A 13570-nucleotide genomic window follows, 5' to 3' on the forward strand; every position below is an offset into this window, starting at 1 on the left:
AAATGGTGGCATCAATTATTCTCAGGAGGAACTTGTCTTGGAAGCCTTTTATTCCGTCTTATTACTCGTCTTGGCGACCATCGTTGCCAACACTATCTATCCCTATTTCTCCGTTATTCCTCAGGCCTTCTACCAGATCTTTGCTGGGGCCTTGTTGTCATTAATTCCCATGTTCCACCATTTTGCGTTGGAACCTGAAGTCTTCATGCTTCTGATCATTGGCCCCCTCATGTTCTTCGATGGGAAGAACGCCAGCGCTAAAGATCTTCGGCGCAACGTTGGGTCGATTGCCTCCATGGCGATTGTCCTCGCCGTCTTGACCGTGGTCGCCATGGGTTACCTGGCCCACAGCATGGTGGTCGGCATTCCATTGGCCCTGGCCTTCGCGCTAGCAGCCATTGTGACGCCAACCGATGCCGTCGCCGTTTCCTCCATTACCACGAATATGGCCGTGCCAGAACGCGTTATGGGCATGCTGGAACGCGAATCCCTATTCAACGACGCTTCCGGATTAGTGGCCTTCAACCTTGCGTTGGCGGCCTTTACGACCGGTAAGTTCTCCGTTGGCATGGGGGTGAAACACTTCCTCATCGTCTTCTTCGGGGGCCTGCTAATTGGGGTTATCCTGGGTGGCTTAGCCGTCTGGGCCCGTGTCCTGTTGGTTCAAAGTGGGATGGATTCTTCCAGTGTCATCATCCCTTACGACATCATCGTGCCCTTCCTGATCTACCTCGCCGCCGAACACCTTGAACTCTCGGGAATTCTCGCGGTCGTCGCGGCTGGGCTGATGTACAGCTTTTCTTCAAAGCAACTCCGTCTCTCCAGTACCCAGCTCCAACTGGTCTCGCGCTCTTCATGGAACATCATCACCAGCATTTTAAATGGGTTCGTGTTCGTCCTCTTAGGAGCGACACTACCAACAGTCTGGGTAAATATTCAACAAGATCACACCAAGGACCTAACAACCTTCCTCATCTTAGCCGTGGTGCTTTACGTGGTCATGACGGCCTTGCGTTATCTCTGGATTCGTTTCGACTGGGCTCTCATCCACTCTAAGCCCAAGAAACGGCGCTCATATGCCTTAGTTGGCGCCCTATCTGGTGTTCACGGAACGATTACCTTGGCCATGGCTTTCTCACTGCCCCTGACGTTTAACGGCGCGGCCTTCCCTTATCGGAATACCATGATCTTTGTGGCCGCCGTCGTAATTATTTTGAGTCTACTGGTACCAACCATCGTCCTGCCATTCGTCCTCCCCAAGAAGACGGCCACGGTCGATCCCGACCAGCTTGAACAGGAACGCAAGGCCCTCGTGGCCTACGCGAGTGAGCGGTTGGCTCAAGAAAATCCCGACACCCCAGCCAGTGCCCAAGCGGTGATTCAGGTCTTAAATAGCCAAACGAACAATACGCGGCCGGACAAAAAAGTGACACGATTACTCCTCAATCAAGCGACTCAGATGGAAGTCAAAGCGGTCCAGGGACTTGCCGACGATGGTACCATCCCCACGCCTTTTGCCAACCGCTACGTGCGTTTACTCCTGATGAAATCTCAAATGAGTAGTCGTAATCCACTCGTCAACACCAACATCTGGTTCCGCTTCGTGGGACACCGACTCTGGCATCTCATCACCCACCATGGTGACCGACGCAAACGCCGAGAACGACTTCAAACCGGTCAACGCCACAGCCATCGTGGTGGCGATCGCTCACGTCCCGGTCACGTTTCCGCGGCCGAACAAGAACGTCGCGAAAGTTTTATGTTGGTTGAAAAGACTATCTACACTCAGGTCATGGCCTTTCTGACCGAAGCCACCACTATTGATAACCAAGCCGAAGTGAACGCGGTTCGTTACTACTACAACGCACGTCATCGGCGCTTCGAATCGACTCAAACCGCAAACGAACAAAGTGAACTCTTTATTCAAGCCTTCCAACACGAGTACACCTACATTCGCCAACGCCGGTCATCTAAGGAGATTCCAAGGGCTCTGGCCGATGAACTCTACCAACAAGTCTCAACCGATCAGATGCTCTATACCCAAGAAATTGCTGGAGAAGAATAGATTGACCACTCAGCGTCACATTTTCTTCACAATTGAATGCTATAGTAGTCGCATAACTTACGAATTAAACAACGAATAAGTTACCAATTTTACTCCTCCAAAAGTAAAAAACGGGCGGACCGCTACGGCGATACCGGCCCACTCCAAACGTAACATGTGTTTTTATTTAGCAGCGATGCGGACAATTACGGTCCGGTCGCTGTTTTTTTTTGCTGTCTTTAAACTTCCAGGAGAAGAAAAAAGTGTCGCCTACGGCCACCAGACGCCACCCTGTGGGGCAGACCTGAAGCCTGAGAAGCGGTCTTCAGGGCAACCTTGAACCTCGAAAAACCCGAGTTTCAAGGTTGGCCCGTGCTCTAAGCCGAGACAGACCCTCGGCTAAGACCACCGACACGGGGTTCTGTCTGGTGGCCTCCGGCTGAGATTAGTTAAAAAATAGAAATCCTCGTCGAAATTCGCTACATGACTAACAACTGACGTCAATTTAGCCTAATTAGCCTTCCCACACTTGCTATCATCTGGGTCGCTACTCAAATAACAACAATGTCTATTAGCCGGAGGTAGGACGGGGTCACCCCCTGTGTCGGTGGTGTTAGGTCGACGAATTCCCGGCCTTACAGCACGGGACGTTTCCAAGACTCACGGGTCTAGTGAGACTTGGAAACGAGCTTGAAGACCGCTCCTTGACTTCAAGCGTTCCCCATAGGGGAGTGACCCCGTCCCACCGGAGGCATCAAAGACTAAGACAACTAAAAATTCTAGCCGATAATAGTCCATCCCCCACGCTTTTGTTAGAAATTTACTCATAATCTGGACGAATGCGCTCTCATAAATTTACACCGTTAGCAAACTAGCTTATAATTTCTTTAACACGTTATAGATTCGGCGTTGTGCTCAGGGTCTGTTAGACGTAATGGAGGGTGAGAATTCATGAAGCTGACAATTTTATCGACAAGCGATACCCACGGGTATGTCTTTCCGACGAACTATGTAAAGAAAGGCAGTCACCAAGGCTTTGGCCTGGCTCGAGCTGCCACGGTTATTGCCCGTGAGCAAGCGCAGGCGAAGACCCTGGGTCCCGTAGTCACCGTAGAAAACGGGGACTTTCTCGAAGGATCGCCGCTGGCCTACTACGTGGCTCGGGTCAAGCCCGACCGCGATCCAGCACCCCTGATGGCCATCTATAACCAAATCGACTATGATTGCGGAATTCTCGGCAACCATGAATTTAACTACGGCCAAGAATACTTACAGGCCGCCATTAAAGACGCCAAACGTTCCATTCTGTGCGCCAATATTTTGGATCACAATGGCGAACCCGAATACGGGCAGCCCTACCAAATTATTGAAAAAGACGGCATTAAGATCGGCATTCTGGGGCTCACCACCCAGGCCGTCTACAAGTGGGAAAAAGCTACCAACATCAGCGGACTTCAATTTGAGTCCGCCTACCTGGCCGCCAAGAAATATGTGCCCATCATCAGAGAACAGGCAGATGTGGTCGTTGTATGCTACCACGGGGGCTTTGAGCGCGATTTAACCACTGGTAAGCCCAATGACATTCATGTTGGCGAAAACGAAGCCTACCACATCCTAGAGGCCATTCCGGGCATCGACGCTTTGGTCACGGGTCACCAGCACCGACAATTGGCAACCGACGTCTTTGATACGCCGATCACCCAGCCCGGCTTCCGGGGGCAAGCTATCGGAAAGATTACGTTAGATCTCGAACGCAAGGCGGATGGTAGCGTGACCGTTCTCAACCATGAAAGTGAACTGGTTCCCACCAAACATGCCCCACTGGATCCCCAAGTTCTCGCCGCCGCTAACGGATTGAACAGTGAGGTCGGCCACTGGCTCGACCAGCCACTGGGTCACATCCAAGGCGACATGACCTTTGACGATCCCTTTGCGGCACGGATGCATGAGACCCCTTATATCGAATTTATCCAAAAAGTTCAAATGGCCACGATGGGCGCCGACATCTCGGCCACGGCCCTCTTCAGTGACGAGGCTCGCGGCTTTGAGAATCCCATCACCATGCGAAACATCATGACCAACTACGTCTATCCTAATGGCCTGTCCCTCTTAAAGATCACCGGGGCCGACCTGCGCGCCGCGTTGGAAGTTTCCGCCCGCTATTTTGCGATCAAAGACGACCAAATTGCCGTCAACCCGGCCTTCGTCCATCCCAAACGGCGTCAGTATAACTATGACATGTACGAGGGTGTGAACTACCAGATTAACGTGGCGAAACCCGAGGGTCAGCGCATCGAAAACCTGACCTATCATGGTAAACCCGTGACGGACGATCAGGAACTCCGGATCGTATTGAACCAGTACCGCGCAGTCGGCGGCGGCCACTACGCCATGTATAGCGCCGACAAGATCATCGCGGAGGGTCAAGGCGCGATGAGTGAAATCATTGCCGACTACCTCCAAGAACACCCGACGGTCCCGGCGACGGCCAATAACAATTTTACAGTCGTTAATCATCCCGAATAAATCGGTTTACGTTTAATTCAAATGGCGCGTCAAGCGCTAACCTACATATCAAAAGCCCCGCGATTTCCAAATTGGAAGTCGCGGGGCTTTTGGGTTGCCAGCGTGTTAAGCATTGGCGACCTTTTTCTTTTTCTTGTGTTTCTTCTTTTTCTTTTCATCACCAACATATTCGACCGCCGTCAGCGTGCGAATCGTCGTGACCTTAATCTTACCAGGATACGTGAGTTTGTCTTCGATCTGCTTAGCCACTTCCTGCGTCAGGCTAGCCGCGGCCTGATCGTCCAGCTCATGTGGCTTGACCATAATCCGCAACTCCCGCCCAGCTTGAATGGCGTAGCTTTCCGAGACACCCTTCTGTTCGTTGGCAATCTGTTCGAGGGCTCGCAACCGGTTGATGTAATCTTCCACCGATTCGCTTCGGGCACCAGGACGGGCACCGGAAATGGCATCGGCTGCCGCAACTAAGTCGGACAGTGGTGACGTCTTCTCGATGTCCCCATGGTGCGCCGCGATGGCGTTGATCACGATCGGATCTTCCCCATACTTCTGGGCAAATTCCGTTCCGATTTCCACGTGGGTTCCTTCGACTTCGTGGTCGATGGCTTTCCCCAAGTCATGCAGGAGACCGGCTCGCCGTGCTAATCGGGTATTGTAACCCAAGCGGGCGGCCATGGCTCCGGTCAGTTGGGCCACTTCAATCGAGTGAAGTAACACGTTTTGACCGTAACTGGTCCGGTACTTGAGGCGGCCGATCAGTTTCATCAGGTCAGGATGCATCCAGCCCACGTGTAGTAGGCTAACCGTCTGTTCCCCGGTTTCCCAGAGACTGTGGTTCACGTCACGTTGCGCATTCTCAACCTGCGTCTCAATCTGGTTAGCCGAGATGCGGCGGCTGGCGACCAAGTTGGTCAGAGCCACCCGGGCAATCTCACGGCGGATTGGGTCATGCGTGCTGATAAACAACGTGGTGTTGTCATCCGGTACGAAGATTAGATCCGTCCCTGTGAGGGTCTCTAACAAGCGAATGTGCTGCCCGTCACGACCGATAATCTTGCTACGAATATCGCCATTCGGCACGGTCACAGTGTGTTCCATGTGTTCCTTAGGTAAATCCTGAGGGCCACTCTCGGTGGCGGACAAGACAACATCCTTGGCCCACTTCTCAGCGTTGGCCACGGCATTGTCGTTGAGGGCCTTTATTTCAATGTCCCGGTCGCGCTTCAAATCTAATTCGGCGTGATTCAGCACCGTTTGTTTAGCGTCGTCTTCATCCATCCCCGCGCGTTGCGCTAAGGTCTGGTTGCGCGTCGTCGTCAGCTCTTCGGCCTGGTCGCGGAGCAAATGAATGGCTTGCCGCTGATCACGATTAGCCTGGCTCCGTTCATCTAACATTTCTGTTTGATCGTCGAGCCGGACCGTGGCCTGTCCCATTAAACGTTCTCGTTGTTGCCGTCGTTGTTCTCTAACGCGAATATCACTTTGTTGTTCGGTCAATTCGTCCTTGACGGATTGCTGATAGGCGAGTGTGGCTTGCCGACTCTTCTTGGTAAGCTGGTCGACACGCTGTTTCGTCTTCTCGGTCTCCTGAGCAATGATGGTTCTAGCCTTGGCCTGAACCGCCAATAATTCCGCGCGATGCTGTCGCTGCCGAACCAGGTAACCGATCACAATCCCAATCAACAACAGACCGATAGTCAGTCCTGTTATTAACAATATAATGTGCTCCTTAATTTTCAGTCCCGGGTGTCCCGGGGGGATTGTCACTTTTCCCGTTAATTATACGCTATTTATGCCCACAACCCAACTGTTCAAGTTAAGGGTTTTCCATAGCTACCGGTAAAAATAACCAACCGAGCAGAATTAATTTGAAGCCACTCGCCACCCACAGGACATCCAAGGCCGCCAGATTGGCTAAACGAACGCCGATCGCACACCCTAACAGGAAGGTTACCAGGACGGCGCCGACACGTATCACCCGCTGGCCCGCCTGGTGATCGCGATTGACCACCGCCCGATAGAAACTCGTGGCAAAGGCCTTGGTGTTCCCCGTCATGATGCCGTTATTAATGGCGATGCCCCCGACCTGGCGAAAGATCGTGAGTTCATAACCGGCCACCGTCCCGAGGAAAAAGATGAGCCAACTGTCCGGCAATGTCGTCTGCAGACTGGCGAGTAGCGCGTAGGCCAGCACGTCAATCAACAAGAGCCAGCGCATCTGCCGCCGAGGATTGCGGGCACTGACTTGTTCACTCAGACCCTGAGCAATGAAGCACCCCAGAAAGTAACCGATCCAAACAAACCCATTGGTCCAGGCGGCTTGCCAACCGTGTTCCATGAGCTTGATAACCCCCACAATCAGGTTTCCCGTCTGCGCACTCACGAAGACCTCGCCGTGCTTCAAGAAGGTGTCGGCATCAATAACGCCCATCACCAGGGTGGCACCCAGTGTCAGGATCGTATCGGTTACCGGTCGAAATTGTCGCGTGACATCATCCAAAATAATTAGACTCCTCTAACTTACTTCATGTATTTGGCTAAAAAGGCCGTGACGGTTTTTTCGTAGAGCTCCGGATTGTGGGACAAGGCTGCCGCGTGTTGGGCACCTTTGACCACCAAGAGTTCCTTAGGCCCGGCGTCCGCGCGGTAGACCTGATAGACCATCCGCGTTGGCACGAAGGTATCCGCCCCACCGTGAATAAACAACATCGGCTTGTGATTCTTCTTGACCGCAGCCAATGCATTGGCGTCCTTGAAATGGAAGCCGGCCTTGGCCTTCGCTACGGCACTGGTCAACGGCACTAATGGCCAGTACGGCAGGTTGTACATTTGCTTAGCTTGATAGCTAATCTCGGCTTGTGCGTCCGTGTAGCCACAGTCCTCGATATAAGCCTTCAGCTGGGTCGGCGTCTTCAAGCCACTGGTCATCATGGTCGTGGCGCCCCCCATGGAAACCCCAAACAACACGATTTGGGACTGGGGTCCCTGCTTGGCAATGACCTGCTTGACCCATTTTAAATAATCGCGGCTCTCGTAGTAACCGTAGCTAATCACTTTTCCTTGGCTCTCACCCTGACCGCGAGTATCCGGAATCAAGGTGTTGTACCCGAGCTGGTGAAAGAGGGCCACGTAGCCGCCCATGGCTTCTTTATTCGATCCGAAACCGTGAACCAAGACGACCGTTCGCTTCGTCGTCTTGTCCGCAGGAATGTAGTCAGCGACCTGTTTCAAATGGGTACCGGCCGCATTCTCCGTCCACTGTTCTTTCTTAACGTCGCGATACCACTTCTTCTGGGCGTACAGGCGATCGGACTTACGTAGTGGCTTCTCGGTACCCACGAAGCTCTTCTTACCACTCGCCACCGTCATGTTGTAGAAATACAGACTGGCCCCTAGCAGTCCCCCGGCTACCAGCACCACAATCACACCGAGGCTAATTAGTCCCCATTTTTTTCGCTTACTCATTTTCGTTTCCTCCCAATGTCTCATTTCTCTTCTTCAGTAAGTATACGAAGTTCTTTTGATCAGCGCAATCGTTATGATGTTTGCTATAATAAGCACAACTTACGTGTGTGACCTTATCCATACTGCCTGCGGCAACCAGACGCCACCCTGTGGGGCAGACCTGAAGCCTGAGAAACGGTCTTCAGGGCAACCTTGAACCTCGAAAAACCCGAGTTTCAAAGTTGGCCCGTGCTCTAAGCCGAGAGAAGACCTCGGCTAAGACCACCGACACGGGGTTCTGTCTGGTTGCCTCCGGCTAAAACTAGTTGTTATATTACCTGGAACTACTTAATCATACGATTAGTTGTGGTAGCGTTGCCGAAGGTGGAATTGGGTCACACCCTGTGTCGATGGTGTTAGGTCGGTGAACTTGCCGGCCTTACAGCATGGGACGTTTCTGAGACCCACGCCCCTTGTGGGGCTTAGAGACGAGTCCGAAGACCGCGCTTTGGCTTCGGGCGGTCCCCATAGGGTGTGACCCGGTTCCACCGCAGGCTTCACATACACAAATCATTTAGGAGGACTTGCCGATGAAGTATTCGATGAATTGGGATCTGGATTCTCTGTTTCCCGGTGGAATTAATTCTGCCCAGCTGGCAACAAAATTAACGCAGATTAAGACGGCCATTGCGACTCTGGGTGACCTGTTGGACCGATGGGACGCGGCGAGTGATGCCCCTGAGTACCAACAATTTATCAAACTGATCACTCATCTCCAAAAGGTTGAGGCGGGCATCGGCCAGGCTGGGCTCTTCATGACAGCCATTGGTTCCGCCGACGTCAATAACCCTGAAGTAGCACCGATGGTGGCCAAGCTCGACGGCCTCGAAAATGAAGTTGAAAATGTCAGTGGCAAGTTGAAAAAAGTTTTGGTTCAGGTTCCCGATACCAATTTAAACGCCATTCTAGCGGTACCTGAGCTACAACCATTGGCCTTTAATTTAAAGGAAATGCGCGACGCTGGTAAGGAACTCCTGGACGACAAGACCGAAACCCTGATCAGCCGCCTGAATCTGGACGGCCGTTCCGCTTGGAGTGCGCACTACGACTCCTTAGTGGCAACGGTGAACGTGCCTTTCCACGACACCGATGGCAACCCCGTCACTTTGTCTGCCGGGCAAGCCGACAACAACCTTCTCGGGAACGCCGACCCCCAATACCGAGCCGATCTCTTGCCAGCCTGGGAAAAATCCTGGACGGATAAGGAACAGCTCTTTGCCGACACCCTGAATCACTTGGCCGGCTTCCGTTTGACGGAATACGCCGCTCACGGCACCACGGACTTCCTGAAAGAACCACTCAAGGACAACCGGTTAAGTGCTGAAACGCTGAATACCATCTGGCAAGTCGTCGATGACAACAAGCAATTCCTGCTCGATTACCTCGACAGAAAAGCTGCCCTGTTAGGCAAGAAGCACGCCGGTTGGCAGGACGTTGAGGCTCCCTTGAACTTACCAGGTGCCCAACTCCACCACTTCACCTATGACGAGGCCGCGGCCTTTATCATCAAGCATTACGGTGAATTTTCACCTAAGATGGCCGCCTTAGCGCAACACGCCTTCGAACACAACTGGATCGAAGCAGAAGACCGCGCGGGTAAGGCCCCTGGTGGTTGGATGGAAAGTGCCCCCGAAACCAATGAATCCCGGATCTTCATGACCTTTACGGGGTCGCCAAATGACGTCTCCACACTGGCCCATGAACTCGGTCACGCCTTTCACTCGAGTGTCATGAACGACCTGCCTTACTTCCGGCAAGGCTATGCCATGAACGTGGCGGAAACGGCCTCGACCTTTGGCGAACTGATCGTGGCCGACGCCAACGTCAAAGCCGCCACTAGCGACGCCGAAAAGATCTCCCTAATCAATGCCAAAATGGATAACCCCCTGGCGATGTTCCTAAACATCCGGGCCCGGTTCCTCTTCGAATCCCGTTTCTATCAACTGCGGCAACAGAAGTTGGTCACACCAGCTGAGTTGAACGAGCTGATGTTAAATGCCCAAAAGGAAGCCTTCGGGCACGACCTATCGACTTACTCCCCGCACCTTTGGGCCAGCAAGTTGCATTTCTACATCGCCGATCCTTCCTTCTACAACTTCCCTTATGTCTTCGGTTACCTCTTCAGCCTGGGCATCTATGCCAAGGCTCAACAAGAAGGCAACTTCGAAGATCAATACATCGCGCTGTTACGCGATACCGCCAACATGTCGACGGAAGAGTTGGCCCAAAAGCATCTGGGAGTCGACCTCACCAAGCCTGATTTCTGGCTGGCCGGCGTCCAACTCATCAAGCGCGATGTCGCAGAATTTATGCGACTAACCGATTCACTAGTGAAATAGTCAAGTTTAGGTTAAAAGTAACGCTAAGTGGTATAATGGTCGTATAGACTAATGGAAGAAACGGGTGACTAACATGTTTTCTGAACGACTTCGGGCCTTACGACGCGGCCAACACATTACTTTGGAACAATTGGCCACAGCCCTGAACGAACAACAGTCCGTGGAAACGGATGATCATTCAAACACTGCGTCACAAATTGGTAACTGGGAACGCGGTATTCGTACCCCGTCCTACGTAGAGGTCCGCAAGCTCGCGGAATACTTCGATGTCACCATGGATTACCTGACGGGTAAAGCGGAACGCGATGAATACGACCTCGGCCGGCTCTTCCTTTCCGGGAAGCAACTGAGCTTCAACCGGGAATTATTGAGCGGACGCGACCGTTATGAAATCTATCAACTTATCGATGGCTACCTGCACGGTAAGGAAAACCGCTTCACCGCACCGGAAACCAACCAACAAGAAGAGTTGGATCTCCATCTCGACGACCACTAACCATTTAGGAGCCGGCCGATCAGCCGTTGGGGCTAATCGATCGGCTCTTTTGTTTGGCATTGGTTTAAATTGGCCAGCCTGCGGCTGCCGGGACCCACGCTGTGGGGCAACCTCTGAAGCCTCAAAAAAAACTGAGTCTTCAGAGCGCCTTGAAACCTCGCCCATCCCGCGAGTTTCCAAGACGGCCCATGTCGTAAGGCGGCAAGTAACGCCACCAAACGACATCGACACTGCGTGGGTCCCGGCCTCCTCCGGCTTCAAATCAGTTGTGATCAATAAAAGTCGCTCTAACTGAAACTGTGAGTCGGCTCAAATCAGTCTTCTCTACTCATCCAAAAGAGTTGTTTAGCACAATAATTTTTATCAGCCACAAATTTTGTCAAAGTATTTCATGACCTATCTTGGAAAGGATCCTTCAAGTGAACCCGAAAAAACTGCAAAAACTAAAAAAGAAGATTCGGCATCAACCCCTGAGCCAACGCAAGACGGCCTATATTGACCGGATGACGGACTATTACCACCAGTTTGGGGATTATCCCGCCGTGAAGATTCTCATCAGTAATATCCTTCTGGCGGACCGGATGTTGGCCGCTGGGGACCTGCCCCAACAGTTACCGTTACTTCAACTTCCCGATGATATTCAGGACCAGATTTATCGTAAGCTGGCCCAACAATACCCGACCGGTGATGCTCAAGGTGACAAGCTGTGGAACAGTCTGACCGATGCGTTGCCAGAGTTGGACCACGACCTGCGTTCATTTAGAGACTACCTTGAAAACCACTATGGCATGTGGGCCTACACGTCGGCACCGTTCGTGAGTGACCTGGCGAAGTTCGTCGGCGACCGCGCGATACTAGAAGTCATGGCGGGTAACGGCTACATTTCTAAGGGCTTACGGGCCGCACATAAGACGGTCTACGCCACTGACAGTCAGACTTGGACCAAGGAAAACGAGACCGGTCGGCATCCCCTGACGTCGATCGAGCCCCTCTCCGCGCTCGACGCCTGGAACACCTACCACGACCAGGTGGGCGTCGTCGTCATGTCCTGGTCTCCCGACGGTCTGCCGTTAGATTGGGAATTACTTCAGGCCATCCGACAGTCCGATAACGACGTGGACTTCGTCGTCTTGGGTGAACCTCATGGGGCCACCGGATCCAATGAGTTCTGGGATCACGCCGAACTCTTAGAGAATAAGGATACGCGTAACCTGAACCGGCACTACACCCCGATCGACCTGATCAAGGACCATGTTTACCTGGTCAAATAATCGGATTAGACCTTTAGCGGGCTAGTAAATATTACAAATCAACAAACTACCTGCAAACTATTTATCCTGGATACTGAATTTGCTATCATACAAGTAGCAATCTATTCAGGGGGAATCCGATCATGATGGCACTGGGGAACATCTTGTTTTATGGCGTGGGGACCTTGTTAGTTGTGGCAGTCGGCTATGCCGCTTTTGCCAGCTACCAGACCCATCGTAACGATGACTAAGTATTTCAAAATAAAAACGTTGGCCACTTGGTCAACGTTTTTTTCATCTATTGATATTCAGCCCAGGTTAACGCAATCGTCAGGATCAGCATCAGACCAATGGCGACGGCATGCCACCGCTTGTTGCCAACGAAGATCGCAATGTATTCGCGTAGGATGGCATTAGGCAGGAAAAACTTGGCGGTATGCGCCCCAATCCCGTTGGCCTTGAGTCCGGCCCTCTTGGCAATCATCCCCGCTCTAAAGGTGTGATAGCCATTGGTCACGAAGGTCACGCGGGGATTTGTCGGCCCCTGTTCATCGATGATCGCCTTGGAAAATACCATATTCTCATAGGTTGTCTTCGACCGGTCCTCCGCGATGGTGTGGTCGGCCGGCAAGCCGCGTCGTAGCGCGTATTGCCGCATGGCAACACCCTCCGGTACGGTCTCGTCGCCACCCTGACCCCCGGAGAAGATAATTACGGGTGCCCGACCGGTCTTGGCCAGTTGCTTTTGATAAAAGGTGATCGCCCGGTCAATTCGTTGGCTCAACAAGGGTGAAACCTCATCTCCATTTAGCAGGCCCGCCCCCAGGACAACCAGGTAATCCTGCTTGTAGCGGGGATGATTGAACTGGTAGATGAACAACATCGTCAGGTAGTTGTAGAACCAGAACAGGACGTAGAAAATCACCATCGCCGGAAACAGGTTGATCGCCGTCGCCACCGGAACTGGCAGGTAGAGCGATGTCAACCGGACCACGAATGGCGCCAGGAGAATCGCAACACCTAGAAAGAGTGTCAACATGTTGGCAATCGTATGACTCTCCCGTTTCCAGACGATCCACGCGTTCCACAACAGGAGGAAGGCTTGGAGGGCAAACACGACCCCGATTAACATCAGGAGCAGGACAAACAAGACGATACTGATGACAATTAGCCACTTATTATTGGTTCCTAGAATCGAGATGGCTAACATCGTTAAAAACGAGTAAAAAAATAGCGAAAACCAGATACCGTTTCCCAAACGGCGTTTCTCAATGCCGTAGCTGACCCCAAATATCAGGCCAAATCCCAAGGGAATCAACCACCCCAGGTAAACGACAGCGGGAATAGCGAACATTTCATTTTGCATGACACGAGACTCCTCCGCAATAATTTCAAGACTCACTCTAGAATAGCA

9 protein-coding genes are annotated in these 13570 nt (G+C 52.3%); 5 read left to right on the plus strand and 4 right to left on the minus strand.

The window, feature by feature from the left end; genetic code table 11:
• Positions 1–37: 37 nt before the first annotated feature.
• Both IV54_RS10970 and IV54_RS10975 read left to right on the plus strand, forming a co-directional pair.
• Complete coding sequence (locus IV54_RS10970; RefSeq protein ID WP_057879365.1) at positions 38–2065, plus strand: Na+/H+ antiporter; 2028 nt, start codon at positions 38–40, stop codon at positions 2063–2065.
• 930 nt (positions 2066–2995) lie between these two features.
• Positions 2996–4570, plus strand: a complete 1575-nt coding sequence (locus IV54_RS10975) for a bifunctional metallophosphatase/5'-nucleotidase (protein ID WP_057879366.1) — start codon at positions 2996–2998, stop codon at positions 4568–4570.
• A 105-nt stretch (positions 4571–4675) separates the two neighbouring features.
• On the opposite strand, the gene rny is transcribed toward IV54_RS10975, so the two are convergent.
• From rny to IV54_RS10990, 3 genes are all read right to left on the minus strand, one after another.
• On the minus strand, positions 4676–6283 hold the full coding sequence (gene rny, locus IV54_RS10980; RefSeq protein WP_057879367.1) for a ribonuclease Y: 1608 nt from the start codon (positions 6281–6283) through the stop codon (positions 4676–4678).
• Positions 6284–6383: 100 nt separating this feature from the next.
• On the minus strand, positions 6384–7067 hold the full coding sequence (locus tag IV54_RS10985; protein WP_237756725.1) for a YoaK family protein: 684 nt from the start codon (positions 7065–7067) through the stop codon (positions 6384–6386).
• 20 nt (positions 7068–7087) lie between these two features.
• Positions 7088–8032 (minus strand): alpha/beta hydrolase, encoded by a 945-nt coding sequence (locus IV54_RS10990; protein WP_083488585.1) that lies wholly within the window; start codon positions 8030–8032, stop codon positions 7088–7090.
• Positions 8033–8601: 569 nt separating this feature from the next.
• Here IV54_RS10990 and IV54_RS10995 point away from each other — a divergent pair.
• From IV54_RS10995 to IV54_RS11005, 3 genes are all read left to right on the plus strand, one after another.
• Complete coding sequence (locus IV54_RS10995) at positions 8602–10410, plus strand: M3 family oligoendopeptidase (RefSeq protein ID WP_057879370.1); 1809 nt, start codon at positions 8602–8604, stop codon at positions 10408–10410.
• Between the two features lie 73 nt (positions 10411–10483).
• Positions 10484–10906, plus strand: coding sequence for a helix-turn-helix domain-containing protein (locus tag IV54_RS11000; protein ID WP_057879391.1), 423 nt, complete (start codon positions 10484–10486; stop codon positions 10904–10906).
• A gap of 419 nt (positions 10907–11325) precedes the next feature.
• Positions 11326–12177, plus strand: coding sequence for a hypothetical protein (locus tag IV54_RS11005; RefSeq protein WP_057879371.1), 852 nt, complete (start codon positions 11326–11328; stop codon positions 12175–12177).
• 277 nt (positions 12178–12454) lie between these two features.
• On the opposite strand, the gene IV54_RS11010 is transcribed toward IV54_RS11005, so the two are convergent.
• Complete coding sequence (locus tag IV54_RS11010; protein WP_057879372.1) at positions 12455–13522, minus strand: YdcF family protein; 1068 nt, start codon at positions 13520–13522, stop codon at positions 12455–12457.
• Positions 13523–13570 lie beyond the last annotated feature (48 nt).

It is taken from the genome of Levilactobacillus paucivorans (assembly GCF_001437125.1).
Classification (GTDB): Bacteria; Bacillota; Bacilli; order Lactobacillales; family Lactobacillaceae; genus Levilactobacillus; species Levilactobacillus paucivorans.

Coding starts and splice junctions, on each gene's coding strand:
- IV54_RS10975 (WP_057879366.1), top strand. CDS start 2,996: ATGAAGCTGACAATTTTATCGACAAGCGATACCCACGGGTATGTCTTT.
- IV54_RS10990 (WP_083488585.1), bottom strand. CDS start 8,032: ATGAGTAAGCGAAAAAAATGGGGACTAATTAGCCTCGGTGTGATTGTG.
- IV54_RS10995 (WP_057879370.1), top strand. CDS start 8,602: ATGAAGTATTCGATGAATTGGGATCTGGATTCTCTGTTTCCCGGTGGA.
- IV54_RS11000 (WP_057879391.1), top strand. CDS start 10,484: ATGTTTTCTGAACGACTTCGGGCCTTACGACGCGGCCAACACATTACT.
- IV54_RS11010 (WP_057879372.1), bottom strand. CDS start 13,522: ATGCAAAATGAAATGTTCGCTATTCCCGCTGTCGTTTACCTGGGGTGG.